We start from the raw sequence: 26,066 nt of genomic DNA, 5'->3' as shown, positions 1-26,066 counted from the left end.
GTTTTCTCCTGGATTGTACATGTTTGAGAAAAAATGTAATTATATTCATCAAGGGTAATCTCAAATAACGATATTAACAAGTTTCTTCTTTACGACAATTGTTTTTCGCACGGGATTATCTGCTATGAATTTCCTGGCATTTTCATCAGCCATGGCAAGTTTTATGAGTTCCTCGTCACTGATATCCGTAGCAACCTGGAGTCGTGATCTCACTTTACCCATAACCTGAACTACAATTGTCAGCAGTTCTTCTCTGGCGGCTTCTTTGTCGTATACCGGCCAGGTCTGATCCTCGACGCTTCCAGGGTTACCGGCAATTTCCCACATTTCTGCGGCGAAGTGGGGTACCATTGGAGAAAGAAGGACGAGCAGGGTTGTGACTGATTCTTTTATAATTCCGGGTTCAACTTTGATATCATCGGAATCACCCACCAGGGATGAAAGAACATTGAACAACTCCATCATGGCGCTTATGGCTGTGTTAAAATGGAAATTATTTTCAATTGTCTCGGTAACCCTTTTAATGGTCTGGTGGATCTTTCTGTTGAGCGTTTTCCCGTCCTGGCCCGGTTCGGCAGGAATATTGTGTTGCTGAACGAGTATTTCTCTGTGGGCAGTAATAAATCTGTAGACCCTGTTCAGGAAACGGGAGGCGCCTTCAACACCCTGGGCATTCCATTCCAGATCGCGTTCAGGAGGTGCTGCAAAAAGGCTGAAGAGGCGGACTGTATCAGCTCCATATTCCTGTACGAGATCGTGTGGGTCGACGACATTTCCCTTTGATTTTGACATCTTGGAGCCATCCTTTATGACCATTCCCTGGGTGAGCAGATTGGTGAAAGGTTCATCAATATCAAGATAGCCGAGATCTCTTAAAACTTTGGTAAAAAAGCGTGAATAGAGCAGATGAAGAATGGCATGTTCCACGCCCCCGATATACTGGTCGACGGGTAGCCAGTAAGAAGCTTTCTTCCCGTCCAGGGGAGCGTCGGTGAAACGGGGGCTGGCATACCTGGCAAAATACCATGACGATTCCATAAATGTGTCCATGGTATCGGTTTCCCTCCTGGCAGATGATCCGCATTTCGGGCAGGTGGTGGCAATAAATGCCTCCCGCTGGTGCAGGGGGGAACATGTTTCCCCTTTTGCATCCTCGGGAAGCAGGACTGGAAGTTCCTCGCGGGCTACCGGCTGGACACCACATTTTTCACAATAAACCATTGGAATGGGGGCCCCCCAGTAGCGTTGTCTGGAGATACCCCAGTCCCGCAATCTGTAGGTGACATGGGGGCCTCCGAATCCATGTCGGTCAGCGTAGTCAATGATTGCCTCCTGGGCCTTGACAGAATCCATTCCGGTGAATTCTCCTGAATTCACGAGGGTGCCAGGAAGGGTTGAGGCCGTTTCCATGGTTGCGGGGTCCAGGACGGTATCATCAGGAAGAACAACAGGGCGTATTTCCAGGTCGTATTTACGGGCAAATTCAAAATCCCTTTCATCATGGGCAGGCACAGCCATGACTGCACCGGTTCCGTATTCCATGAGAACAAAATTGGCGACATAGATGGGAATTTTTGAGTCATCAAATGGGTTAATGCAGTACCTGCCCGTAAAGATGCCCCTTTTTTCAGGTTCTTCTTCAATAGTCTGCCGCTGTTTTTCTATGATGATTTCATTTGCAAATTCGATAACTTCACCCTCTTTATCCGTACCTTTGACGAGGTCTTCCAACAGGGGGTGTTCCGGCGCGATGGACATGAAAGTTACGCCGAAAATTGTATCAGGACGGGTGGTAAAAATAGGAATGGTCAACTCTGAGCCATCCACCCTGAAATTGCAGGTAAGCCCGGTGGATTTACCAATCCAGTTTTGCTGCATGGTAATGACTTTATCCGGCCAGCCTTTAAGAAGATCAAGGTCGTCAAGCAGTTCTTCAGCGTAATCGGTGATCCTGAAAAACCAGCCGCTCATTTCCCTCGGATGGACAGCTTCGTCACAACGCCAGCAGCATCCTTCAATGACCTGTTCGTTGGCCAGAACCGTCCGGCAGGTTTCACACCAGTTGACCCTGGTTTTTTTCTGGTAAACGATCCCTTTTTCATACATTTCGATAAAGAGCAACTGTTCCCATCGATAATATTCTGGGTTACAGGTGGCAATTTCCCTCTCCCAATCGTAGGAAAGACCGAGTCGACGCAATTGTCTGCGCATGTAATCTATATTGGAATAGGTCCAGTCAGCGGGATGACTGTTGTTTTTCTGGGCGGCATTTTCGGCCGGAAGGCCGAAAGCGTCCCATCCCATGGGATGAAGGACATTGTAACCTCTCAATCGTTTATATCTGGCAATGACATCCCCAATGGAATAGTTTCTAACATGGCCCATATGAATTCGACCGGAAGGGTAGGGGAACATCTCAAGAACGTAATATTTCTCTTTATTGCTCTTCTCATCAACACGGTAGATTTTTTTCTCTTCCCAAATTTTCTGCCATTTTTTTTCAATGGTGTTGAAATCGTACCTGCTGTCTGTTTTATGGTTCACTGTCATTTTGCGGCCTCAAAAAGCTTGCAGGTCTGCTGTAAATATTTCAAGCGGACCTTTGAAATGGGAAAGTCAATATCCTTCCTGTTCATCGTACATACTCATATTTTCAAACATGGTGAATTCTTTAATGAATGTCAACCTGGCGATCCCGGTGGGACCGTTTCTCTGTTTGCCGATAATAATTTCGGCGATACCTCTTTCCGGGTTATCCTCTGACTTGTTATAGACTTCGTCACGGTATATAAAACAGATAACATCGGCATCCTGTTCAATTGCACCGGATTCTCTCAAGTCAGACATCATGGGTCGTTTGTCAGTCCTGCTTTCCAGGCTGCGATTTAGCTGGGAAAGGGCAATTACCGGAACATTGTGCTCCTTTGCAAGAGCTTTCAGGGATCTGGAAATTTCACTGATCTCCTGGGTCCGGTTTTCAATGGTTCCTCTCCCTCTCATCAATTGGAGATAATCGACAATAATAAGACCGATATCATGTTGAGCGGCAAGTCTTCGTACCTTGGCCCTCATTTCAAGGACGGAGATGGCAGGAGTGTCGTCTATAAAAATGGGTGCTTCAGAGAGCATACCAACTGCCCGTGTTAATTTTGTCCAGTCTTCTTTCTGCAGTTTTCCGGTACGGATTCGCTGGGAGTCTATACGGCCGGCAGAACTGAGAAGTCGCATGACAAGCTGCTCTTTCGACATTTCCAGGCTGAAAACGGCCACACCTGTTTTTTCAACCAGGGCTGCGTTCTGGGCTATATTCATGGCAAAAGAAGTTTTTCCCATGGAAGGTCTGGCAGCAACGATAATAAGATCGGATGGTTGCAGGCCCGCAGTCATTTTGTCAATGTCGATATAACCGGTGGGAACTCCGGTTATCAGCTCTTTTCTCTGGTACAGCTGTTCAACAGTGGCAAAAGCCTCTGGAACAATCGATTTTATTGGAGTGAAATTTTGTCCGCTTTTTTTGCCGGCAATATCAAAAATCGCCTGTTCAGCCTGGTCCACAAGAATATCAATGTCGTTCTGTTCCTCATAGCATCTGGCGGCAATATCAGTATTCACCTCTATCAATTTACGGAGGATTGATTTTTCCCTGATAATTTTAGCATAACTGGAAATATTCGAAGTGACAGGGACAATAGAAGTGAGGGTGGCAAGGTAGGTGGCTCCTCCCGCTTCTTCGAGCCGGTTGGTATCCCGGAGGAGATTTGATACCGTCAGGACATCCTGGGGCTCATTTTTTTCAAAAAGATCAATCATTACCTCGAAAATGAGCCTGTGACCATCTTTGTAGAAGTCCTCCGGTTTTATTATTTCAAGGACCTTGCCGAAAGTATCGGCTTTGAGAAGAATCGAGCCGAGAACAGCCTGTTCAGCCTCAATATTCTGAGGGGGCATCCTACCGGCAACTATCTGGCCACGGGGCTGATCCATAGAAGAATATCCATCCATTCGACAGAGTAAGTGGGACTCAATAAAGAAACAAAAACACACCATGAAGGAAGAACCTTAAGGTGTGTTTTGTATTATATGTCCGGGAAGTCCTGAGCGGTTTTATACCTCCCAAAAGACCTGACTGCCAGCTCTCTCAGGAGAGTAACAGGGGACGAAGTAATGTCAACTGAAAACCTGCTGAAGTGCAGGTCCAAGGTAATTACTCATAAGTATCCTCAGATTTTCACGGTTTTTGTTTGTCTGCACAGGCAACCAAATGCGAACAAAAAAAACTGCAAAAATCTGCGGTGTCTGTGAGCAGTTGCAAAATTACTCTTTTGTCTGCAGAGGAACAACCTTGACAGTGATCTCAGTAGTCATTTGAAACCCAACTTTAACCTGAACCTTTGTTTCGCCAAGGGTCTTTATCGGATCTGCCAGGAGAATCTGCCGTTTATCCATCTTAACGTTTAAATCAGCCAGTTTTTCGCAGATGTCCGCGTTGGTGACTGAACCGAAAAGTCGATCATCATCTCCCGCAAGCTGTTCAATTTCAATATTAAGGGCTGAAATCTTTTTAGCTGTTTTTTCGGCGAGTTTCTGCTCTTTTTCAAGCTTTGCTTCAATTGCGGCTCTGTTTCTGGCCAGAATGGCAAGATTCTGTTCGTTGGCCAGCATGGCCTTTCCCTGGGGAAGCAGGTAATTTCTGCCATAACCGTCTTTAACGGTAACAACATCACCTTCACGTCCAAGAGAGCTGATTGTTTCTTTTAAAATGAGTTCCATTTTAAACTCCTGTTATATGTGTGCTTATAATCCGACTCAGAATGAGTTTTTCTGCTACCCTGAAACCTCTGTTTTCTGTATGTCGGGTTAAAAGTATTGAAATTTTATAAGTTTAGAGCTGCACTCAGCCTGAACCTGTTATTATTTATTCACCGGATTCTTCAGAATCATGGTGCAGTTTACGAAAATCCAGCCAGATGTCGCCAATGCCGACAACGAGGAGAAGAACCGTACCAAAAGACTGAAAAATAATCATAATATAAAAAAATGATCTGAAAAAAACTGGAATATTCCATTTCTCCAGAAAAAATACTGCGATTGAAAGACCCTGAAAACAATATACTATACTCAGTAGAATGAGAGCATTGATCCCGAAACTCCTCATGGGAGATGCAGGTATCAGAATGAACATTCCTGAAAAAATGACAAACCAGATGAGTTTATCCGGAAGTTGCCAGTAACGATATTGTTCCCAGGGAGCCCATCCACATGTTCTTGTAACCAGTTTATTGCCGGAAACCATGGTGAACCATGTTATCAGCAAAATAAAGCTGCCAAGCATGGCCGGCATTATTACCGGGATAATGATTTTCATCTGCTGCAGTGTGTTTTCAAGCAGCAGGAGCGAATCAGAACTGATGTTTTCACTGGTCCTGTAGTATTGCAGTGCCTCTCCAATCCCTTTATCAAGGGTGAGCAGCAGTCGAGCGTAAAAAGAAGTCTCTGCATCAATGGACAGACCTGCAAATGCCAGTATCCAGCATCCGGCTAGAACCGTTACCCCTTTCAAGCCGCTGATTGCCGGGGATTCTCTGCGTCGGGCTGATTGAACAAGAATATAACTCACCGGCAGCAGGGAGACTGACAGGAGAAAAAAATCGACCCGACGAGCCAGCAGATAAACCAGAAAAGCCAGTGCCAGAGAAGAAATAACCATTCTGTTTCCGGAACGCATACCGTATCTGCCGAGCAGATAAAAGACGCACAAGGGAAGGAGCATATGCAGCCAGCCAAAGAGTGTCCACTGCAGTCCGGGCAGTACCAGCGCAACTGAAAAAATAAGAATAGTTCTTAATATACTTCTGATTTCCGGATTTTCTGCGGTACTCTCATCCACATTGTGCCTCTGTCTTCCTAATTCTGCGATGAGCCGGAGTAGGGCAGAAAAGCGATCTGCCTGGCCCGCTTAATGGCTTCACACAGCTGACGCTGGTGAGTTGCACATGTCCCGAGAATTCGTCGTGGAATTATCTTTCCCCTTTCAGAGACAAAGTTACGTAGAGTTTTTACATCTTTGTAATCGATAGTCAGTTCTTTATCAGCGCAGAAACGGCAGACTTTTTTTCGTGAGAATAATTTTTTTTGTGGTCGTTGTGCCATAATCAAGCCCTCTCCATAGGGAATTATATTAAAATAATCTTTCTATTCAGCGGTGTTCTCACCTTTGTCCTCATCTTCTTTCTTTGAGTCCTCGGGTTTTTTTTCTGTTTCATCTGTCTCTGAAGTCTCCTCAACCGCGGGAGCATTTTCCCGGGATGAAATCTCCTCAACAGCCTGCTGAATTTGTTCATCTGAGATTGAATCGGCCAGTTTTATGGTCATATATTTTAAAACAGAGTCATCAATTCTGAATTTTCTTTCAATTTCTGAGACTGCAGCCGGGGTGGTAGCATAATTACAGTAGATGTAATAACCAAGACTCTCTTTCTTGATGAGATAGGCAAGTTTTTTCATGCCCCATTTATTCAGGTCAATAACAGTTCCACCTTCATCTGTTATGATTTGACCGACATAATCAACTACCTTGCTGATTTCCTCTTCCCCAAGGTTCGGGCGAAGAATATAAATTGTTTCGTATCTGCGCATCAGTTCCTCCTTATGGACTGTAATTTGTTGCGGAGCGCTTCCGCAGTTCTCGGCCCGTACACACAGTGAATTTGTGAGGCACGAGCAAGAAGGGCAGCAGAGATTGCTGCATAAATAAATTGCCTAACGATAAAAACTGCGTATAATACAATCAGGAGGGATTGGTGTCAATTGATTTTTCTTTTTCTTCAGCCTTGATTTTTTCCCATTGTTTTTTGAGATCGGCCTCGTTTTTATAAGGTTTTCCTGCAAAGACATGGGGGTGTCGTCTTATCAGTTTTTCGTTAATTGATTTTGCAACAGTCATGAAGTCAAAATGACCTTTTTCTCGATTGATTTCAGCTATCATCATAACAAGGTAGAGAAGGTCCCCAAGTTCCTCGCACATGTTGGAATAATCATTATGTTCGACGGCATTGATGAGTTCTTCCACCTCTTCCCGCAGGTAGGGGATTAAAGAAGATGCTGTCTGTCGTCTGTCCCAGGGGCATCCATTTTCTGAGCGGAGTTGTTCGATAGTTGCTGTAAGAAGCTTGAGTTCATTTTTGATATTGGAGGACATGACGTTTCTGGTTTGAATAACTTGTTAAAATGAGACAGGATCGAATTAGAGATATTGATAATCAAGCATAATTCTTCTGAGAAAAGCGAAAAAAATGTTGACTTTCCTGCTTTGACAAACTATTAGAATCTGCAGAAATCTGTTGTCAGGTTTCGGGTTTGGCAACTGAATTCTTCCAGCACAGATATAACAGTAACTCCTCACAGGGATAGCAACTCTATGATTTTATTACCTCTGAACTGTAATTGCTTACAAGTGCCACAGATTCTTGCAGGCTCTTTTGTTCATTACAGCCTGCCTATGCGGATAAAAGAGACCGTAAAAGCCGGGGTATCTGTGAACAGTTACATATAACAGATATTTACGATGTATTAAAGTGCCGTCTGATTTGCCCCATTCATTTTTGAAGAATTGCGAGGAGAAACGGCTGCTGTACGGCATATACCAAAGCACCGGTCAAGATGAACCGGGTAACACTAAACATAATTGAGGGTTGATTATGGAAGATGAAAAGAAACAGAAAATATTATTGGAAAAACACAAGGACATTGCCAGGATTGATCAGGAATCCAAAAGGACCCACGGCTGGTATGTCCGGGTAAGGTTTCTTGGAAAAACCCATTCGAAGTTTTTTTCCGATAAAAAATGTGGCGGAAGGTATTCAAGTCTGCTTTCTGCCATTTCATGGCGTGATAAAACCGAGAAAAAACTTGGCAAGGTCAGGACCAACAAGCATATGGTTACCGTGAGTAATTCGGGAACCGGTGTTGTGGGTGTACGCTTGAATGAAAAACTTAACAGATATGAAGTGAGTTGGGTGACCCATCAGGGAAAACAGGGTAAGACTTCAGTATCGATAAACAAGCATGGTAAAAAAGCCGCTTTTCTGCGTGCGTGCTCCATCCGTCAGGAAAAGGAAAAAGCTCGTCTTGAGTATTCCTCATAGCGATTTGAATCCGTGACGGCTGATTGTTATTGCCTTGTTTGAAAATTGTCCTGATTGATCTCCAGAGAATTCAATCAGGGCATTTTTTTTCTAATTATCCATGGAACCCAGTCAGACTGGAGATGTGCTATTTTTATCAGCCTCACAAGTGTAAGGTTGATTCTTGTACTTAATTGGAATGTAGAATGTATATATACCTGAATCCTGCAATTGACAATTCCACTGGGCAGAGAAAATGGAATATGTGCTGTCATTCTAGAAATGAATGACTGGTTGCATTTGATTTGTCGAGATACGTTGAGTTAAGAGATAATCCCATTTTTCATTTTCGAAGTGTATGATTTAAGTTAAAGATCAATTTCCTGATTGACAAATCTGCTGATATACCGTTTATTTCCCCGGAATATAAAATTATTGTAAAAAATAATCTTGTCTTGTCTGAAACGAGGACTGGTACATAACTCTTCACAGGGGTATTAACTATTTGATTTCATTACCTCTGACATGTAATTACCCTGGTACTTGTGTTGGAAAAATATTGCCGGTTTTACGGATATATCTCTGTTCAGGCAGAGTTTTACGGGTAATCGGAAAAACATATTGACAAGTATCGTAAAAATGGTTCTAATCATCTGTTCTTGTACTGATTTGTTGGTTGTGAGCGTTTGAAGAATTCACTCTAAGAGGTTTATAATAATGTATGCTATAGTACGTACTGGTGGAAAACAGTATCAGGTCGCATGTGGTGATCAGGTTCGTGTTGAAAAGCTTGAAGGCAACGTCGGGGACAGTATTGATTTAGGTGATGTCCTTATGGTAGTGGATGGTGAGGAAGTTAAAATAGGACGTCCTCTTCTGGAAAATGCCAAAGTGACCGCAACAATTGCTGAGCAGGGAAAAGGTAAGAAAGTTATAGTATTTAAAAAGAAAAGACGTAAAGGGTATCGCTTGAAAAAAGGTCACAGGCAGGCTTACACGGCCTTGAAAATTGAAGCGATAACTGCATAGAACAATATAATTGTAAACTAGAGTAATCAGTACCGTAGGTACTGTCTTCGTCATCCGTAAGGAGTAGAAAATGGCTCATAAAAAAGCAGGCGGGAGTTCAAGGAACGGTCGTGACAGTATCGGTCAGCGGCGTGGTGTAAAGCGTTTTGGTGGTCAGATCGTAAAAGCCGGAAATATAATTGTAAGGCAGGTTGGAACAAAGATTCATCCGGGCACAAATGTAGGCTGTGGTCGGGATTACACTCTTTTTGCTAAGGTTGATGGTGTCGTGACTTTTGAGGATTTCGGGAAAAATAAAAAAAGGGTCAGCGTTTATCCCCAGGCCTGATCCTTCGCAGAATTTTTTTCGGACTTGTGAGAGTCCCTTAGATAAAAAAACCCGACCTTTCTGTATTAAAGGTCGGGTTTTTTTATGCTCAATCTGAATTGATAGTATCTGATGGTGGTATTGCATGGGTTTTATTGACGAAGCGAAATTCTTTGTGAAGGCTGGAGATGGCGGCAATGGCTGTGTCAGTTTTCGTCGTGAGAAGTTTGTACCGAAAGGTGGCCCCAATGGTGGTGACGGTGGTCGTGGGGGCAGTGTAATTATCAGGGCCGCCAACTCGGTAAATTCCCTTATTGATTTTCGGTACAGATCCCATTTTAAGGCTGAGCGCGGCAGCAATGGCCAGGGCAAGGATATGCACGGTCGAAAAGGGAAGGATTGCATCATTGTTGTCCCTGTCGGTTCGATTATCAGGGATAGTGAAACTGATGAGATCATAAAAGATCTGACTGAAGACGGTGAAGAATTTCTGGTTGCGTCCGGGGGAAAGGGCGGCTTCGGCAACCCTCATTTTGCAAGTGGCTCTAACCGTACTCCAAGAATTGCGACAAAGGGTAAGCCGGGTGAGGAAAAATGGTTGAAAATCGAATTAAAACTCATTGCGGATATTGGGCTTGTGGGATTACCTAACGCAGGTAAATCGACATTGCTTTCAAAATTATCCGCCGCAAATCCTAAAATTGCCAGTTACCCCTTCACTACCCTTGAACCGCAACTGGGTGTTATTCACTTCAAGTACCATGAATCCTGTATTATCGCCGATATTCCCGGATTGGTCGAAGGAGCACATCAGGGTGTGGGCCTTGGTCACAAATTCTTACGCCATATAGAAAGAACCAGGATTATTCTCCATATAGTCGATATGGCGGATGAACGATGCAGAGAAAATTTTGTAACGATAGAAAATGAGCTTAATTATTACAAGGAAGAACTTGCAAACAGGACTAAGGTGATTGTGCTCAATAAATGTGATCTGGTCGATAATCAGAGACAAAAAGAATTAAGAGAGCATTTTGTCGATAAAAATCTTAATGTTATAGTTTTATCTTGCGTATCCGGTTATGGAATTGATAATCTGGTTGAAAAATTAGAAGAAATTCTGGACTTCCAGAGCAGTAATTTTTAAGGATACTCCACTTTTATTGTGTCTACTGGAGTTACACTTTTTGAAGGCATTATGGAAAGCCACATTGATAGAGAAGAAGGATTATATTTCAGACAGACTCTTTTTGACAAAGCCAGGCGAGTTGTCGTAAAGGTAGGCAGTGCTATTCTTACGGCAGAAGACGGAATGGACTATGACGTTATACAGAATCTTGCACGGGAAATAGCTTTTCTTCATAACAGTGGTCGGGAGGTTATTCTTGTTACTTCCGGAGCCGTGGCTGCTGGTAGAAAAAAGCTCGATTTTGCAGATAAAAACATTTCAATAAAAGAAAAACAGGCCCTGGCGGCCATAGGTCAATCCTGTCTTATGCATCTTTATGATGAAGCTTTTGACAGTCATGATAAAAAGATTGCCCAGATTCTCCTGACTCATTCCGACCTTTCAAGTCGATCCAGGTATTTGAACGTGAGAAATACCATTCTTACCCTTTTTAAGCTTGGTGTCATTCCTGTTGTCAATGAGAATGATACGGTGTCAATAGAAGAATTAAAATTCAGTGATAATGATAATCTCGGGGCATTGGTGGCCAATCTTATTGAAGCCGATATGTTTATCTGCCTGACTGATGTTGATGCGCTCTATGATGCTGATCCTCAACAGAATTCTAATGCAAAGCCTGTTTACACTGTATCTGAAATCACGCCGGAAATAGAGGCAATGGCCGGAAACAGCAAAAGTGCCCTGGGCACAGGTGGGATGCAGAGCAAAATAAATGCGGTGAAAATGGTGGCTGCCGGCGGCGGTAGTTCGTTCATCGGCCCCGGCAAGAAAAGAGACATATTGCAGCATCTGTTTTCCGGAGAGATGGTGGGGACATTTTTTCTGCCTAAAAAAGAAAAAATGCAGAGCCGCAAGAGGTGGATTGCCTATGTTCTTAAGCCCAGAGGGACTCTGTTTCTCGACAAAGGGGCCTGTGCTGCTGTCTCTGAAAATGGAAAAAGCCTGCTTCCCTCCGGCGTGACCGGACTTGATGGCGAGTTTGAGGTTGGGGATTCCGTTGTTTGTGTTGATGAGGAGGGAAGAAAAATTGCGGTTGGATTAGTCAATTATACTTCCGTCGATCTCTTTAAAATTAAAGGGTTGCGGACAGACAAGATTGAACAGGTTCTTGGGTATAAGGATGTTGATGAAATTTTACATCGAGATAATCTCGTGGTGTTATAGCTAGTTATGAATAATCGAAGTTTAATCTGCGGCAATTATGGCGTAGATGGAATTTTCAGACAACTCAGGAGGAATACGGAAATACGATGACACTGAAAAAAACTGTAATTGATATAGCTGAAAAAGCCAGAAAAAGTTCCTATTCCCTGATGTCTTTGCCAACCGGGACAAAAAACCAGGTTCTATTGAAAATCGCACAATTTCTGGTTGAAGAAAAAAAATATATTCAGACCGAAAACAGAAAGGATATTGCAGCGGGAGAAAAAAAAGGTCTTTCTCCCGCGATGCTGGACAGATTGACCCTGTCTGATTCAGTCATTGATGCCATGGTGAGCGGGCTGAAGGAAATTTGCAGTCTGCCAGATCCTGTCGGGAAATTTGATGGTCTTGTCAAGAGGCCCAACGGCCTTCTGGTGGGGAGAATGTCTGTTCCCCTTGGTGTTATCGCCATGATTTATGAATCAAGACCGAATGTTACAATAGATGCGGCTGCCCTGTGCCTGAAGGCCGGAAACAGTGTGATCCTCCGCGGCGGGTCAGAGGCGATACATTCAAATCTTGCTCTGGCTGCAGTACTGCAGAAAGCTCTGGATGAACAGAGAGTTGACAGAGACTGTATCCAGGTCATTCCGGTTACTGATCGTGAAGCCGTCAATCACCTGCTGACTCTTGAAGAGCAGATAGACCTTGTCATTCCCAGGGGAGGAGAGGGACTTATCCGTTTTGTCTGCCGTAATTCATCAATTCCTGTTTTGAAACACTATAAAGGTGTCTGTCATATTTATATGGACAGGGATGGAGATCCTGAAAAGGCGATCCCTGTGATTTTAAATTCTAAAACCCACCGACCGGGAGTATGTAATGCCCTGGAGGGATTGCTTGTTCATAAATCGATTGCGGAAAAATTTATTCCCCTGATTGCCGGTTCCCTGGGAGAAAAAGGCGTGAAAATGCTTGGTTGTCCTCGCAGTGTTGCACTTTCCGCAAACATTGATCCTGCCGGTTCCGATGACTGGGGCAGAGAATTCCTGGATCTGACACTCTGCGTAAAAATTGTGGAAGGATTTGATGAAGCAAAAGAGTATATCAGAAAGTATGGCTCACGGCATACCGAGTCGATTATTACAGAAAATTACACAACTGCCCAGAGATTTATCAATGAGATAGATGCATCGGCTGTTATGGTCAACAGCTCAACCCGTTTCAATGACGGGGGTGAGTTGGGACTTGGTGCTGAAATCGGCATCAGTACAACAAAACTCCACGCTTATGGACCGATGGGGCTTGATGAATTGACCACGAAGAAATTTGTGGTTTATGGCCAGGGGCAGGTCAGGGTGTGAAAATACGTGTTGGAGTATTGGGTGGCACCTTCAACCCCGTACATTTCGGCCATCTTGAGCTGGCTGAAACTGCAATTCTGGAATATTCCCTGGACAGGGTCATTTTTATCCCGTCGAAAGCTCCCCCGCATAAAGCAGAATCCGGCCTGGTTTCATTTTCGCACCGTTGCAAAATGATGGAGATCGCCTGTGGAGATTATCCATTATTCCGATACGATTGTATCGAGGGGGAGCTGCCTGCGCCTTCCTATACCATAGATACTCTCAGAACCTTGAAAAAACGTATTGGAGAGGACTGTACACTTTTTTTTATCATCGGCAGTGATGCTTTTCTCGATATTCTAACATGGAAATCATTCCGGCATGTTCTCCGGGAGGTATCTCTTATTGTCGGTCATAGAAAAGATGTAGATAGCCGCAAGATGGTTGATCTTGCCTTGAATATCGGATATGACAGAAAGAAAAAGAGTCACTGGAGCAGTGACTGGGGGGGGAAAGACATTCTGTTTCTTGACACAAGCCCGGTTGGAGTTTCGTCAACTTTCATCAGAAATATTAACGGAAACTTCCGGGAGCTGGAAAAGTATGTCCCGTTGAAAGTGGTTGAATACATCCGGGATAAGCGGTTGTATCAACATGGCGGGTGAAAATGTAATTATTTGCTTTCTGATTTCATGGGCAATGTCATAAATTAGAAGTTATCTTTTTCATCTTTTAAAATCGAGGATTTAGGATAAGAGGTATTCGGTTGTCTGAAAGAGAAAAAATGCAATCACAATTCCCAGGTTCCTCAGCTTCCCCGATATCCCTTCTGCTGGTGGATGATTCCCTTGTATTCCGGCGCTTTATTCGAGATCTGATTGATGACTGTGATGATATAACCATTGCTGGTGAAGCTCAGAACGGTATTGAAGCTCTTGACCTTGTTTTGAAAACAAATCCGGATGTCATTCTCCTTGATGTGGAAATGCCTCTAATGGACGGGATGACAGCCTTGCAGCATCTCATGATCCACCGTCCAACGCCCACCATTATGCTGTCCAGCCTTACAGAGGAAGGTACGGCAAGATCTTTTGATACTCTGAAAAACGGTGCTGTGGATTTTATCTGTAAAAATTTCATTTTCCAGGAAAATAAATTGCTGGTTCATAAGAAATTCATTACGGATAAGGTTAAAAAGGCGGCCGGGATGGAAGTGAAATCGGTCAGCCCGGTCTTTACGGCTTCCGGATCCTTTACACTCCCCGCAAAAGAGGAACAGAGAGTAGTATTTTGTGAGGAATGCGGCAATAAGGAGGTTGTCAGCTTCAACCGATCAAGAATGGACGAAAACATTATCTGTTCCGTATGCGGAGATTCTATTGATCTTGTTGTCACAGGTCAGTATCGGAGAAATACTTTTGTTACAGTTATAGGTGGTGGAGAAGGTGGATTTTATAACCTGCTGAATATTATCCCCAGGCTGGAGCCGGATATGGGTGGAGCGGTGATCGCTGTTCTCCATTGTGATGTCAAGCAGATAGATTCATTTACTGAATATCTTGATTCAATCTCCTCCATGAAGGTTCTGCGAGCCGGAGATGGAGTAAGTCTTGAGGCTGGAAACTGTTATCTTGCCTCAGGAGAAGATTATATGTGCCTGAAACCGTACAGTACCCGTTTGACTTTACAGCGTCTTCAGAAAAAAACGGCGGACAATGTCGGGCCGTTGGATGTGCTTATGGCCTCGGTGAGTGCAATTTTTAAAAAGAAGGCTGCCGGGATAATAATTTCCGGTGATAAAGAGGAAGGGGAAAAGGGAATAAGCATCCTTATGCGCAACAGGGGAACACAGCTCATTCTTGAATCGACAGCCTGCCTCTGTTCGTCAATGGGTAAACGCGTTATGAAGCAGTGCAATATTCATACAACTGTTTCCATGGATAATCTAGTTGAGAAAATTAAACATCTGCATCGCAATGCAAAAGATGACATTGTTACGGGGTAATTACTCACAGGTTGATAATGCCAGCATGGAGTAGCTTTGTGATATTTGTTACAGGCCACCTTGAAAAATTGTTTTTCCTCGATTTTTGCGCCACAGGAAAAGAAAAATGCTCACATATGCCTCCCTGTACAGACGAGCCCGTGAAAAGCCGAGGCACCAGTGAGTAATTACAATTAAAGAAATGGAATATTGCCATGGAGGAAACCCAGGTTCAATCACAATTATGGGAAGAGACGGTACCGCTCATGCAGCAGGGTTACCATAGATCTCTCTTGAAAAAGGCATATGAATCCGGTGGAAACATAAAGGTTTTTCCCTTGCGTGAAAATGTGTTTGCCGCAATGAGACAAACCAGTTTTGGTGATACAAAGGTTGTTATCATCGGTCAGGATCCGTATTTCAATGAGCATCCGGGAAAGGGGCCGGAGGCCCATGGATTGTGCTTTTCAGTTAGAGAGGGAATTCCGATTCCGCCGTCTTTGCGAAATATTCTGCAGGAAGTCAATCGATCAGTGTATGATGGAAAACCGGTCAGCCAGGACAGTGATCTGACAAGATGGGCCAGACAGGGCGTTCTGCTCCTCAATGCCAGTCTGACTGTTATTGCCAAGAGACCTAATTCCCATGTGAAACTGGGTTGGCATACTTTGACTGACTCCATTATTGAAACATTGTCACAAAAAAAGGAAAACCTCGTTTTTATGCTCTGGGGTGCATTTGCCCAGAAGAAAACACCACTCATTGATCAGACAAAACACCTGGTTCTTGCTACAACTCATCCTTCTCCACTATCGGCTCACAGGGGCTTTCTGGGCTCCGATGTCTTTGTGAAATGTAATACGTACCTGGAAAAGACAGGGCAGAAGCCTATTCAATGGTAGGATTCAGAAGAGCGTTTCGAGACACTCATATTTCAGGTACGCAGAAATTTTTTTATTGTTACCGGAACAGCATCTGCCAGTTCACTCGCAGTATAGCCTGAACCTTTCTGGTCGTAAAGGAGATCCCCGGCATAACCATGGAGAAAAACACCGGCAACGGCACTGTTTCTCACTGATACTCCCTGGCAGACAAGTGCTCCGATAATTCCAGTCAGTACGTCCCCCATGCCGCCGGTTGCCATTCCCGGATTACCGCTGGTATTGATCGCTGTTTTACCGTCTTCCGATGTGATAAGAGTTCCTGCACCCTTCAGCACAAAGATTGTTTCATGATCTGAGGCCGAAAAAAACCTACACCCTTCTATGGCGGCTTCAAGGCGGTTATTTTGAATGTCTTCCGGAGTTTTCCGTATCAACCTGCTTAATTCACCAGGATGGGGTGTGAAAATCCTTGGACCAGCCGGCAGAGGAATATTTCCTCTGTTTTCCGCAAGGATATTAAACGCATCTGCATCAATGATCATTGGGCAGGGTACGGAACTGTAAAGTTGCATGACAAGTTTTGCCGTGCCCGGGGCCGTTCCAAGTCCGGGACCCAGAACAACTGCATTTTTGTTCTGGACTGCATCAATGATCAAATCAATGTCGTCATGGATGATATGATCGGTACTGTTTGGGAGTGGAATTGTCATTGCTTCAATAACTGCTGTCTCAAAAATACCATTCAGTTTCTGCGGAACACAGAGGGTGACGAGTCCGGCTCCAGCTCTCAACCCGCCTTTTGCGGCAAGAACAGCTGCTCCTGTTTTCCCTGATGAACCGGCGATGACCAGGAGGTGGCCATGTATACCTTTATGGGAGGATTTTTTCCGGTTCAGATTACAGGTGATTTTTTTACAGGTTTCCTGAGTTGTCAGTTCTGTTCTGATGTCAGCATTGTAGACGGTCTCTGGAGGAATTCCTATGTCGATTATTTCAAGTTTTCCTGTCCATGAAGCACTGCCGTGGATGAAATGACCGGGTTTTGCACAACAGTATGTAGCCGTGTAGTTGGCTCTTATGCATGTGCCAAGCACTTTTCCTGTATCTGCATCCATCCCTGAAGGTGTATCAACAGAAATGACAGGAGATCGGTGAGCGAAGTTTTTTCTGTTGATAAGGTTTATGGTGTCAGCAAAATGGCTTTCCACTTTTCTGGTCAGGCCAATGCCGAAAATTGCATCAATTATTGCGTAGCAGGGCAGCCCTCTTGATTCAAACTGCTTCAATAAAATTGGTATCGTTTCCACTCTGCTGGGGGTGTCTATAACATGGAACGGTAATCTGAGTTTTTTTATGATTTTGAGATTGACAGCCGCATCACCTTTTAAAGAGTCCGGGTTGACCAGGAAAAAAAACACGGGTTTGCAACCCCTCTGGTGAAGATGACGACCGATGACAAGACCATCGCCACCATTATTGCCCGGGCCGACAAAAATAAGAGCAAAGGTATCTTTGCAGGGGCCGCATTGTGTCTCCATCATTCTTACAGTTCCCAGGCCGGCATTTTCCATCAGCACAATACTTGGAATGCTGAATTCTTCAATGGCAGACCTGTCAAGACCTTTCATCTCACTTGATGTGGGCAGTTTCATGGAAAATCTCCCTAAAAAATGATCACCTTAGCCGTAATTAATCACAGGGGTACCAACCATGTGATTAATTATCGTTAGTCTTCAATAAAACTTTTACAGAAACGACATGGTTCGAACCCTGCATCCAAGGCGACTTGAATATCCTTAAACTCAATTGTGCAGTTTTTACAGTTATAAAATTCGCATGACTTCACATGGAATACCCGGCTCTTTGCATTCCCTTTAACAGCATTTTCTATATGATCAGTATTGCTGTCGCCGGAAGTATCATAGCTGTCGGATTGAGCGATACCGGGAATACCGGTTTTTATCTGGTTTAAAAATTTTGAAAATAATGACCGTATATTATTACCTGTTTTCTGAAAAAAAACTGTTATATTTTCAGGAATAAGTGATTTTTCGTTTGATACTCTGGTAATCCAGAAAACAGCCAGGATGAAAAACAGGGTATTGGGTGTCCACATGGACAGAGCAATTGGCAGACGATCCTCTTCTGCCAGAGTTTTTCCGAATGTGAAAAGGATGTAATACAATACAAAAATAGCAAGACCAATCTGAATACCGATCGCTTTTTTTCCAGGTCTGGCCTGCAGGCCAAGGGGAAGTCCCAGGAGGCTGATCATAAGACAACCCACAGGAAGAACCAGGCGTTTATGGTATTCAATAAGCAGTTTGCGTTTGTGTTCCGTGTTTTCCCTGATTGATCCGGCTTCATCCAGAAGTTGTTTCATAGTCAGCGCGCTTCTTTTCAATCTTGTTGCCTTTGTTGCGGAGGGCAGGAGGGGGATGTTTATCCTGTATCGATCAAATTGAACGATCTGGGCATTGTCATTTCCCGGCCTGTGAAGGCTGCCGTTGCGGAGAATTATCGAAACCTGCATATTTTCCGCATTCCCTTTCATGGAGCCGGTTGAGGCCATGGTTATGACAGGATTGTCAACTCCGCGCATATCCGAGACCCAGACTTTCTTCCATTCTCCCGTCTGTTTGTCTATCTGTTCCACATAGACAACCACATCTCCAAGGGCTTCAGTAAAGGTGTGTTCCTTAATACCTTTGTTGATTTTTTCTCTCAGCAACTGGTAGGTGAGGTGTTTCATGGAAACCTCACTCAGAGGGATGAGTCGGATGGAAAAATAACCGGTCAGAAGGGCAATGAGAGTGGCGACGACAATGACTGGAGGCAGTAGCTGGTAAACGCTGATACCACTTGCTTTAAGTGCGAGAATCTCTGAATCACTTGAAAGGCGGGCAAAACCGATGGTTACTCCCATCATTGCGGCCATGGGAATGGAATAGAGGAAGATATTGGGGAAAAGATAGGCAAAAAGCCTGATAAAATCAGCGGGTCCTATGTCAAGTTCGAGGGTGAAATTGAGAAACGGTATAAGCTTAACCAGGAAAAAGACACAATTCATTATGATAAAACTGGCGAAAAAAGGTGCAAGCATTTCAGTCGCCAGATAACTGTATAATAATAGTGGGAGTCTTGAAAACGGTTTCATAAAGTACACGGGAAGATGGCTACCTTCAGTCACGACCATTATGGGGAGAAAAAACTTGCATGAAAGGTTGAATAACAGTAGTAAAAAGTGTTTTCAATGAAATGTGAAATTCGACCAGAGAATTGTATTGTCTCCATATTGAACTGTATTTTCTTTCGTGCAGGGAATTGCTGACTATTATTCAACAGGTCAATAACTCAATATTTTTATAGATTATGCACTGTAACTGTCCACCTTCTGCAGGATTTTCCACCTCTTTCTTCGCTATAACCTGCCTTTGCGGGCAAAAAGAGCACGTGAAAAGCTGGAGTGGGTGTGAGTCATTGCGGGAATTATCGGGATTATAAACCATATTATCAATAAATCGAGGGAAACAATGCATTTGTATGAAACGGAAGAAGGTGACAAGTGGGTGTGTATCACCTGTGGCGTTGAGGAAGAGTCAATGATACGTGAAAAAAAATGGGAATGGATCTTTGACCGGGATGATCCGACTCTACGTTGCGCATTGTGTCGCCGCCCTGATTATGATTATGAAGATTAATCGTTGTTTTCCACGGAAGATATTAACCTGAATCTGTCACGGCTTTATGAATTTATGTTTGATAACAAAACGAAGCCGATGAGCGAGCGTGCGGGATTCAGGTAATACAAAAACAGAACCTGTTTAATAAAACCACCCACCTCCCTTATGGGTTCTGCCCATGGGGTCAGGATCAAAATTTCGAATCGATAAGCGGCTCATTCACGGTCACCTCAATCCAGTGCTGATCCCACCATTCTTTAGGGGTGACAAAAACACCGTTGACAAGCATGGAGAAATGAAGATGATCTCCACCGGCCATTCCGGTTGTGCCTGTCAGGCCAATGGTGGATTTGGGTGTGACTTTGTCTCCTGGAACCACATTAATCTGGCTGAGATGTGAATACAGGCTGAAGATTCCCTGGCCGTGATCAATCATGACCATGTTGCCATAAATACCTAAATAATCAGCATAAACAACTATCCCACTGTTAGCGGCTCTTACGTTGGCATGCCTGGTTGAGGCGATGTCCATCCCCAGATGAACCTGTTTGTCGACGGGGCGTCCTTTATAAAAATAGGTTCGATGGTCGGCAAAACCGGCCCTTGAACTGCCAGGCATTCGTGTAAACCTGTCTTTCCACATTCTTTTTTCAGACGGGGTATTGCAGAGCGAGCTTATTTTGTGGTTGTTCTGTTTGCGTACTGTGTTGTTTATAAATAGATATTTTTCCAGAAATGTTCCGGTGAGGTCAGGGTAAAACTGCTCAAATTCGGGAATTTTCTTTTTCAAAAAGCCATCGGTGACATTAATTCTGTCCCGTTTTTTCCGGTCTGCTTTGTAAATTGTGGAAAAGGGGGCAACTGTACGGTTACCGGCTCTGTCAACGGCAGTAACAGCGAGGGTGTTTATTGTTCTGGCATCATAAGGAAGGCCGAAAAATGTGATAAACGTATCATCGCGGCCGTCTCCAATGAGAAATCCGGGATTGAAATGGCCATTGAGCATGACACCATGTTTTGCCTCCCTGTCAGATAATCTGTAAATGGCAATACCACTTCCACCGGGTATTATATATTTTTCGCTGTGGAGAATCTGAATCCGGGGTGGTTGAGTGTCAAGAACAATTTTCTTTGTAATACGGGTAGTGTTTCCCTTCAGCCAGCCTCTGAAAGAAAAATCAGAGGTTTCAAGCGTCAGCAGGACAGGACCATCTTTAAAGCCAAGTTTTTTTGCATCAAAGGAAATAGCTTTGTTTTCTTTTGTGGGACCAGCCTGTCCCTTGTAGGATTTTCGTTTAAAAGTTATTTTGTAAAGAGTTTTTATCTGATCGTTCTGGGACGCTGTGAGTGTAATTGATTTGATTCCGCTTTGACTGTCCGAGACCGTGAATTTGACAATCCCTTTTTTGCCTATGAATTCACCATTTTCCTTGAGGCTCGCAACAGGGTTTTCTCCCTCGAAAAAGAGAAAAAAACCGCCGGTCACAACGGTGATGACAAGGACCAGCAGGATAGTGAGAAAAATACGACGGGGGGTAGATGATTTTTTTTTGTATCTGAAAGCCATGACAGGCTGAGCTCCTGTGAATACTGAAAAAGAATTCTGAAGGTGATTGTTTGTGGAGATTTTTAATTCTGCCAGATTATTTCATATTTTTCCATGTGCAGCTCTTTTGAGGGAGCCACAATAATGCGTTTTCCTGTGTCCTCTTCAAGTCGGATTCTGGTCAATTCTTCTTCTTCATTGAGCATGTCCGCGATTCTTGGATGGACCCGCAGGGTTATGGTTGACCCTTTTGCCTTACTGACATTTCTGCTGATTTTTCTGAAAATATCATAGCAGATTGTGCGCCTGGATTTGATCATACCTTCTCCGGAGCAGTAGTGGCAGGGTTCACACATCAGCTGGTGCAGGTTTTCAGAATTTCTTTTCCGTGTCATCTGCACAAGACCAAATTCGGAGAGCTTGAGGATATTGTTTCTGCTCTTATCTTTTTTTACGGCTTCCTTAAAAGTACTAAAAAGGGTTTCCCTGTGTTGTTCATCTTCCATGTCGATGAAATCAATAATGATTATACCACCGATATTACGTAATCGAAGCTGGTAGGCTATTTCGATCGCCGCTTCCATGTTGGTTTTGAAAATCGTATCATTCAGATTCTTTTTGCCAACAAACCGGCCTGTATTGACATCAATCACAGACAGGGCTTCCGTGCTTTCGATAATGATATAACCACCGGAACGTAACCACACTTTCTTTTCTGTGGCTCTCGTTATTTCCGCCTCGATGTTGTGGGCTTCAAACAGGGGTATTTTTTCGTCATACAATTCGATCTTGTCCAGAAGCTGGGGGGCAAATGTTTCTGCAAACTGGAGTAGTTTTTTATGACCAGCCGGATCATCTATGACCAGCTTGTCAACATCCATGGTGAAAAAATCCCTGATGGACCTGGAAATAATATCAAGATCTTCAAAAATAACAGCAGGTGCGGGTCGGTGTTTGGCCCTGTCCATTACATCATCCCAAAGCAGCATCAGAAATTCCATATCTGCTTCCAGTTCTTCCCTGGTTGCATGTTCCGCTACTGTTCTGACGATAAAACCGGCATTATCAGGACGAATTTCCTCTATCTGCTGTTTGAGCCGGTCGCGGATTTCCTCGTCTTCAATTTTTCTTGATATTCCGATATGGTCTGTCAAGGGGATAAAAACAAGATTTCGACAGGGGAGGGTTATGTGACAGGTGAGTCTTGCGCCTTTGGTCCCGATAGGATCTTTGTTGACCTGAACAATGATATCCTGACCTTCAACCAGCAGGTCTTCAATGTGCAGCCCCTGGGCCTTGATATTGGTGTTGGCACAGTCCGTCATACAGGAACAGAGCTCAGGCGTGTCTGAGGCAACGCAGACATCTGCAACGTAGAGAAATCCTGTACGCTCCAGGCCGATATCCACAAATGCAGCCTGCATTCCCGGGAGGACTCGGACTACTTTGCCTTTATAGACATTTCCCATGAGCCCTTTTTCAGTATGCCTCTGCATATGAAATTCGCTCAGGGTTCCATCCTCCACAAGGGCCAGGCGCACCTCGTAGCTCGTCGCGTTGATCAGTATTTCCGTGGACATTGTAAAACCGTAATAATCTAATATTTAGACTTCTCCGAGGAGAAGGAGTATACTATTCGAGTTTTATAGTATACATTATTGCATTAGTAAATTGCCATAATAATTATTGATTATATTTATGTAATTAAAAAATTAATAACTAAATAAGATGTTGACATCCCGTTGTCCTGTCTCGGTCATTATTCCTGCTTATAATCGTTCACAATTTCTCCACAGAGCTCTTGAATCAATACACAGGCAGACGCTGAGATGTGGTGAAATTATCGTAGTTGATGACGGCTCTACTGATCAAACCTCTTCGGTTGTTGAGGATTTTTCCCAGTCATGTACCATTGATGTAAATTATTTACGGCAGGAAAACAGCGGCCCGGCTGCGGCAAGAAACAGGGGAATTGCTGTTGCCCGATATCCCTATATTGCTTTTCTCGATTCAGATGATCACTGGAAGAGAAAAAAACTGGAACTGCAGTTTGCGGCAATGAAAAAAAATCCCGAATACTGGATCAGCCATACAAGGGAACAATGGTTTCGAAATGGTGAACATCTTAATCAGAAAAAGATCCATATCCCCCGACATGGCAATATTTTTGACCACTGCCTTCTGCTGTGTGGAGTGGGCATGTCAACAGTAATGTTGAAAAAGGAATTGTTTTCAATTGTGGGAAATTTTGATGAATGCCTGAGATGCTGTGAAGATTATGACTTCTGGTTAAGGGTGAGCTGCAGGTTTTTGTTTTATCTTGTTGATTTACCGCTGACGATTAAAGAAGGCGGGCGAGCGGATCAAGTCTCATGGATTTATCGTGTGGGTATGGATAAATTACGAATTCAAGCCATTACGAATTTACTGGATTCGGGTATTCTTCATAAGGATCAGGTGCAGGCTGCCCTGCTTGAGCTTGAAAAGAAGTGTATTGTTTACGGGAATGGCTGTATAAAGCATGGGAAAAAAGAGGAGGGAGAATCATTTCTCAGATTGATAGAAAGGTACAGGAGATGAAATACCAATCTGAATTCGTGTAATTTACTGGAGGTATTGTGGCGGGAAAAACGTGGAAGGACCCATCTTATTTTATAAAAAACCTCTTTGTCGAGGAGTCGTGTCTGGATCTGCCGTATACCAGGGATATCATTGAAAGAACAGGCCTTGATTATACTCCGGTTCCGGAGAGAGGGAAACCCAATGATCTGGATGCGGATTTTGCTGCAAATCTTACTGCCGGAAAACGACAGTTGTTTCTCTGTGAAAACCGGGGTGTTTTTTTTAAACCCTGTCCAGGTACAAAAGAATATCGGTGTTGTGATTATCAGGTACTCAGCACGGGAATGAACTGTCCTATTGACTGTGTCTACTGTATTCTGCAGGCTTACCTGAATTCGCCATGGCTGACGCATTATGTGAATATTGAAAAAATGTTTGCGGAGCTTGACGAAGTACTTCTGGAAAATCCGGAAACATTTTATCGGATTGGAACGGGCGAATTTACTGACTCCCTGGCCATAGACAGATTTACATGTTTGAGTAAACATCTTGTTTCCTATTTTGCCACAAAAACAAATGCGATCCTTGAGTTGAAGACCAAAAGTGCGGTGATAGAGAATCTCATGGGGCTGGAGCACAACAAAAGAACTGTTGTGGCATGGTCGTTAAACAGCCCTTCTGTCATGAAAAAAGAGGAGCTGCGTTCAGCAACCCTGGACGAAAGACTGACTGCTGCTGCAAAGTGTGCGGATATGGGGTACAGGCTGGCCTTTCATTTTGATCCGATTATAGATCATCCGGGCTGGCGTGAGGGGTATTCTGAAACTGTACGGATGCTTTACGAATTTGTTCCTGCTGATGCCATAGCCTGGATATCCATGGGTGCTTTGCGTTATATTCCGAGTTTGAAAGATATTGGAATAAGCCGTTTTCCCCATTCAAATATTTACTTTCAGGAATTTATCGAGGGACTTGATAACAAGGCAAGGTATTTCAGACCGGAAAGAGTCAGGCTGTATCGTCATATATATGAGGAGCTGAAGAAAAAAGCTTCTTCCCGGACCTGTATTTATTTCTGCATGGAAAGCGATGAAATCTGGCAGGAAGTGATGGGTTTTATCCCTGAAGAAAAAGGAGGGATCCCCCGTATGCTGGACAAGAGTGTTGTATAAATCCTGAATAGGTGACGTTTTTGTATTTTTGTTTTATATTTTACAGGTTATGCAGGTGAATCAGAGTTGGATGTGGAGTCGGGAACAGGCAAAAATGATGATCCCGACCATTAGGCTGAGATAATTTTTTTGTAATTTTTTAATTACGGTTCAGAGGTGATAAGAACAGGTCGTTGTGACCCGGGGAGTAGTCACCTTTTTCCAATAATAATCAGGAGAATGGTTAATGATAAATAAGGTAATCCTTGTGGGAAATCTGGGAAGTGATCCTGAGCTGCGCTACACTCAGAGCGGCACGGCAGTTGCGACATTGAGTGTGGCCACCAACAGACGTTGGAAGGACAGGGATGGGAATCCTCAGGAAGAAACTGAATGGCACCGGGTGATAGTCTGGGCACAGAGTGCCGAGTTTTGCAGCAACTACCTGTCCAAAGGAATGAAAGTCTATGTTGAAGGGCGTCTGCAGACCCGAAAATGGCAGGATCAGAATGGTAATGACAGGTATACTACTGAAATCATAGCCTCAACGATTCAAAATCTTACTCCGCGAAACAGCGATTTTGGTGGTGGCGGCAGTCAGGAGCCACCTTTACCCCCTGATCCGTTTGGTGACAGTTCTTCGGGGGGAAGTCCGACAACCGGTGAGGATGTGCCCTTCTGATACGACTCTGGATCAGTGGACATTCGATGATGATGCAGCCTGATTCACCTGATTGGTGAATTTACCAAACCCGGAGTGTCACGGGCTCGCTACCTGCTTCATTTTCAATGGCTTGAAGTATACCTGTACGTCAAGCCATTGAACCTCATATCTCCGGCAGGTAATCGTAGATTTCGAATTTGCCGGTTGCAGGATTTAAACGTCTTGATTTATTGCAGAGACATATTTGTAATTGGTCACAGGTGCGTTGGGCTCTCAGATTAAATAATAGTCTCAATCCGTAATTACTCACAGGTACCCCAGCTTTTCACGGTCTCTTTCGTCCGCATAGGTAGGCTATAGCGAACAAAAGAGCCTGCAAAAATCTGCGGCACCTGTGAGCAATTACACTTCAGAGGTAATAAAATCATATAATTGCTACCCCTGTGAGTAGTTAC

Annotated in this window: 24 protein-coding genes; 13 read left to right on the top strand and 11 right to left on the bottom strand. The window is 43.8% G+C overall.

The window, feature by feature from the left end; translation table 11 throughout:
- Positions 1-60 precede the first annotated feature (60 nt).
- The 7 genes from leuS to ACXLDX_RS07385 all read right to left on the bottom strand — a co-directional run bounded on the left by leuS (position 61) and on the right by ACXLDX_RS07385 (position 7,198).
- Complete coding sequence (leuS, locus tag ACXLDX_RS07415) at positions 61-2,550, bottom strand: leucine--tRNA ligase (protein ID WP_457576554.1); 2,490 nt, start codon at positions 2,548-2,550, stop codon at positions 61-63.
- Positions 2,551-2,616: 66 nt separating this feature from the next.
- Positions 2,617-3,984 (bottom strand): replicative DNA helicase, encoded by a 1,368-nt coding sequence (gene dnaB, locus ACXLDX_RS07410; protein ID WP_457576553.1) that lies wholly within the window; start codon positions 3,982-3,984, stop codon positions 2,617-2,619.
- Positions 3,985-4,314: 330 nt separating this feature from the next.
- A complete protein-coding gene (rplI, locus tag ACXLDX_RS07405; protein WP_457576552.1) occupies positions 4,315-4,770 on the bottom strand; it encodes a 50S ribosomal protein L9 in 456 nt (151 codons plus the stop codon).
- A gap of 145 nt (positions 4,771-4,915) precedes the next feature.
- Complete coding sequence (locus tag ACXLDX_RS07400; RefSeq protein ID WP_457576551.1) at positions 4,916-5,887, bottom strand: DUF2232 domain-containing protein; 972 nt, start codon at positions 5,885-5,887, stop codon at positions 4,916-4,918.
- Between the two features lie 17 nt (positions 5,888-5,904).
- Positions 5,905-6,150: a 30S ribosomal protein S18 gene (gene rpsR, locus ACXLDX_RS07395; RefSeq protein ID WP_228856950.1), complete on the bottom strand. Its 246-nt coding sequence runs from the start codon at positions 6,148-6,150 to the stop codon at positions 5,905-5,907.
- Between the two features lie 42 nt (positions 6,151-6,192).
- Positions 6,193-6,636: a 30S ribosomal protein S6 gene (gene rpsF, locus ACXLDX_RS07390; RefSeq protein WP_457576550.1), complete on the bottom strand. Its 444-nt coding sequence runs from the start codon at positions 6,634-6,636 to the stop codon at positions 6,193-6,195.
- A gap of 151 nt (positions 6,637-6,787) precedes the next feature.
- A complete protein-coding gene (locus ACXLDX_RS07385) occupies positions 6,788-7,198 on the bottom strand; it encodes a MazG nucleotide pyrophosphohydrolase domain-containing protein (protein WP_457576549.1) in 411 nt (136 codons plus the stop codon).
- A gap of 499 nt (positions 7,199-7,697) precedes the next feature.
- On the opposite strand from ACXLDX_RS07385, the gene ACXLDX_RS07380 reads away from it, so the two are divergent.
- The 9 genes from ACXLDX_RS07380 (at position 7,698) to ung (ending at position 16,023) form a co-directional block, all read left to right on the top strand.
- Complete coding sequence (locus ACXLDX_RS07380) at positions 7,698-8,144, top strand: AP2 domain-containing protein (RefSeq protein ID WP_228856947.1); 447 nt, start codon at positions 7,698-7,700, stop codon at positions 8,142-8,144.
- A 696-nt stretch (positions 8,145-8,840) separates the two neighbouring features.
- The gene (rplU, locus tag ACXLDX_RS07375) at positions 8,841-9,152 is read left to right on the top strand and encodes a 50S ribosomal protein L21 (protein WP_457576548.1); all 312 of its coding nucleotides are present in this window, start codon (positions 8,841-8,843) and stop codon (positions 9,150-9,152) included.
- Positions 9,153-9,222: 70 nt separating this feature from the next.
- Positions 9,223-9,480, top strand: a complete 258-nt coding sequence (gene rpmA / locus ACXLDX_RS07370; protein WP_457576547.1) for a 50S ribosomal protein L27 — start codon at positions 9,223-9,225, stop codon at positions 9,478-9,480.
- Positions 9,481-9,604: 124 nt separating this feature from the next.
- Positions 9,605-10,606, top strand: coding sequence for a GTPase ObgE (gene obgE / locus ACXLDX_RS07365; RefSeq protein WP_457576546.1), 1,002 nt, complete (start codon positions 9,605-9,607; stop codon positions 10,604-10,606).
- A 51-nt stretch (positions 10,607-10,657) separates the two neighbouring features.
- On the top strand, positions 10,658-11,812 hold the full coding sequence (gene proB / locus ACXLDX_RS07360; RefSeq protein WP_457576545.1) for a glutamate 5-kinase: 1,155 nt from the start codon (positions 10,658-10,660) through the stop codon (positions 11,810-11,812).
- An 86-nt stretch (positions 11,813-11,898) separates the two neighbouring features.
- Positions 11,899-13,155: a glutamate-5-semialdehyde dehydrogenase gene (locus tag ACXLDX_RS07355; RefSeq protein ID WP_457576544.1), complete on the top strand. Its 1,257-nt coding sequence runs from the start codon at positions 11,899-11,901 to the stop codon at positions 13,153-13,155.
- Positions 13,152-13,802 carry a nicotinate (nicotinamide) nucleotide adenylyltransferase gene (gene nadD, locus ACXLDX_RS07350; protein WP_457576543.1) on the top strand — a complete coding sequence of 217 codons (651 nt, stop codon included), beginning with the start codon at positions 13,152-13,154 and terminating at the stop codon, positions 13,800-13,802. Before ACXLDX_RS07355 ends, nadD begins: the two co-directional genes overlap by 4 nt.
- Before the next feature lie 119 nt (positions 13,803-13,921).
- The gene (locus ACXLDX_RS07345; protein WP_457576542.1) at positions 13,922-15,142 is read left to right on the top strand and encodes a chemotaxis protein CheB; all 1,221 of its coding nucleotides are present in this window, start codon (positions 13,922-13,924) and stop codon (positions 15,140-15,142) included.
- 194 nt (positions 15,143-15,336) lie between these two features.
- Positions 15,337-16,023, top strand: a complete 687-nt coding sequence (gene ung / locus ACXLDX_RS07340; RefSeq protein WP_457576541.1) for a uracil-DNA glycosylase — start codon at positions 15,337-15,339, stop codon at positions 16,021-16,023.
- Between the two features lie 32 nt (positions 16,024-16,055).
- On the opposite strand, the gene ACXLDX_RS07335 is transcribed toward ung, so the two are convergent.
- Positions 16,056-17,657, bottom strand: coding sequence for an NAD(P)H-hydrate dehydratase (locus ACXLDX_RS07335; protein ID WP_457576540.1), 1,602 nt, complete (start codon positions 17,655-17,657; stop codon positions 16,056-16,058).
- 74 nt (positions 17,658-17,731) lie between these two features.
- Complete coding sequence (gene lptF / locus ACXLDX_RS07330) at positions 17,732-19,162, bottom strand: LPS export ABC transporter permease LptF (protein ID WP_457576539.1); 1,431 nt, start codon at positions 19,160-19,162, stop codon at positions 17,732-17,734.
- Positions 19,163-19,538: 376 nt separating this feature from the next.
- Here lptF and ACXLDX_RS07325 point away from each other — a divergent pair, with 376 nt between their 5' ends.
- The gene (locus ACXLDX_RS07325) at positions 19,539-19,706 is read left to right on the top strand and encodes a hypothetical protein (RefSeq protein WP_228856936.1); all 168 of its coding nucleotides are present in this window, start codon (positions 19,539-19,541) and stop codon (positions 19,704-19,706) included.
- 172 nt (positions 19,707-19,878) lie between these two features.
- On the opposite strand, the gene ACXLDX_RS07320 is transcribed toward ACXLDX_RS07325, so the two are convergent.
- A complete protein-coding gene (locus tag ACXLDX_RS07320) occupies positions 19,879-21,255 on the bottom strand; it encodes a M23 family metallopeptidase (RefSeq protein ID WP_457576538.1) in 1,377 nt (458 codons plus the stop codon).
- 62 nt (positions 21,256-21,317) lie between these two features.
- The gene (locus tag ACXLDX_RS07315; RefSeq protein ID WP_457576537.1) at positions 21,318-22,814 is read right to left on the bottom strand and encodes an Rne/Rng family ribonuclease; all 1,497 of its coding nucleotides are present in this window, start codon (positions 22,812-22,814) and stop codon (positions 21,318-21,320) included.
- Between the two features lie 148 nt (positions 22,815-22,962).
- On the opposite strand from ACXLDX_RS07315, the gene ACXLDX_RS07310 reads away from it, so the two are divergent.
- The 3 genes from ACXLDX_RS07310 to ACXLDX_RS07300 all read left to right on the top strand — a co-directional run bounded on the left by ACXLDX_RS07310 (position 22,963) and on the right by ACXLDX_RS07300 (position 25,629).
- Positions 22,963-23,814, top strand: a complete 852-nt coding sequence (locus ACXLDX_RS07310) for a glycosyltransferase family 2 protein (protein WP_457576536.1) — start codon at positions 22,963-22,965, stop codon at positions 23,812-23,814.
- A gap of 38 nt (positions 23,815-23,852) precedes the next feature.
- On the top strand, positions 23,853-24,968 hold the full coding sequence (locus ACXLDX_RS07305; RefSeq protein ID WP_457576535.1) for an SPL family radical SAM protein: 1,116 nt from the start codon (positions 23,853-23,855) through the stop codon (positions 24,966-24,968).
- Positions 24,969-25,194: 226 nt separating this feature from the next.
- Positions 25,195-25,629, top strand: a complete 435-nt coding sequence (locus tag ACXLDX_RS07300; protein WP_457576534.1) for a single-stranded DNA-binding protein — start codon at positions 25,195-25,197, stop codon at positions 25,627-25,629.
- Positions 25,630-26,066 lie beyond the last annotated feature (437 nt).

The organism is Desulfomarina sp. (assembly GCF_054039375.1).
This window is presented reverse-complemented; position numbering and strand designations above follow the sequence as displayed.

Bases quoted from the DNA above. Each gene is read 5' to 3' on its own strand.
- ACXLDX_RS07385 (WP_457576549.1), bottom strand. From the start codon at position 7,198: ATGTCCTCCAATATCAAAAATGAACTCAAGCTTCTTACAGCAACTATC.
- ACXLDX_RS07320 (WP_457576538.1), bottom strand. From the start codon at position 21,255: ATGGCTTTCAGATACAAAAAAAAATCATCTACCCCCCGTCGTATTTTT.
- ACXLDX_RS07345 (WP_457576542.1), top strand. From the start codon at position 13,922: ATGCAATCACAATTCCCAGGTTCCTCAGCTTCCCCGATATCCCTTCTG.
- ACXLDX_RS07310 (WP_457576536.1), top strand. From the start codon at position 22,963: ATGTTGACATCCCGTTGTCCTGTCTCGGTCATTATTCCTGCTTATAAT.
- ung (WP_457576541.1), top strand. From the start codon at position 15,337: ATGGAGGAAACCCAGGTTCAATCACAATTATGGGAAGAGACGGTACCG.
- ACXLDX_RS07335 (WP_457576540.1), bottom strand. From the start codon at position 17,657: ATGAAACTGCCCACATCAAGTGAGATGAAAGGTCTTGACAGGTCTGCC.
- ACXLDX_RS07315 (WP_457576537.1), bottom strand. From the start codon at position 22,814: ATGTCCACGGAAATACTGATCAACGCGACGAGCTACGAGGTGCGCCTG.
- obgE (WP_457576546.1), top strand. From the start codon at position 9,605: ATGGGTTTTATTGACGAAGCGAAATTCTTTGTGAAGGCTGGAGATGGC.
- rpsR (WP_228856950.1), bottom strand. From the start codon at position 6,150: ATGGCACAACGACCACAAAAAAAATTATTCTCACGAAAAAAAGTCTGC.
- rpmA (WP_457576547.1), top strand. From the start codon at position 9,223: ATGGCTCATAAAAAAGCAGGCGGGAGTTCAAGGAACGGTCGTGACAGT.
- leuS (WP_457576554.1), bottom strand. From the start codon at position 2,550: ATGACAGTGAACCATAAAACAGACAGCAGGTACGATTTCAACACCATT.
- ACXLDX_RS07300 (WP_457576534.1), top strand. From the start codon at position 25,195: ATGATAAATAAGGTAATCCTTGTGGGAAATCTGGGAAGTGATCCTGAG.
- ACXLDX_RS07380 (WP_228856947.1), top strand. From the start codon at position 7,698: ATGGAAGATGAAAAGAAACAGAAAATATTATTGGAAAAACACAAGGAC.
- ACXLDX_RS07355 (WP_457576544.1), top strand. From the start codon at position 11,899: ATGACACTGAAAAAAACTGTAATTGATATAGCTGAAAAAGCCAGAAAA.
- ACXLDX_RS07325 (WP_228856936.1), top strand. From the start codon at position 19,539: ATGCATTTGTATGAAACGGAAGAAGGTGACAAGTGGGTGTGTATCACC.
- rpsF (WP_457576550.1), bottom strand. From the start codon at position 6,636: ATGCGCAGATACGAAACAATTTATATTCTTCGCCCGAACCTTGGGGAA.
- lptF (WP_457576539.1), bottom strand. From the start codon at position 19,162: ATGAAACCGTTTTCAAGACTCCCACTATTATTATACAGTTATCTGGCG.
- rplI (WP_457576552.1), bottom strand. From the start codon at position 4,770: ATGGAACTCATTTTAAAAGAAACAATCAGCTCTCTTGGACGTGAAGGT.
- dnaB (WP_457576553.1), bottom strand. From the start codon at position 3,984: ATGGATCAGCCCCGTGGCCAGATAGTTGCCGGTAGGATGCCCCCTCAG.
- rplU (WP_457576548.1), top strand. From the start codon at position 8,841: ATGTATGCTATAGTACGTACTGGTGGAAAACAGTATCAGGTCGCATGT.
- proB (WP_457576545.1), top strand. From the start codon at position 10,658: ATGGAAAGCCACATTGATAGAGAAGAAGGATTATATTTCAGACAGACT.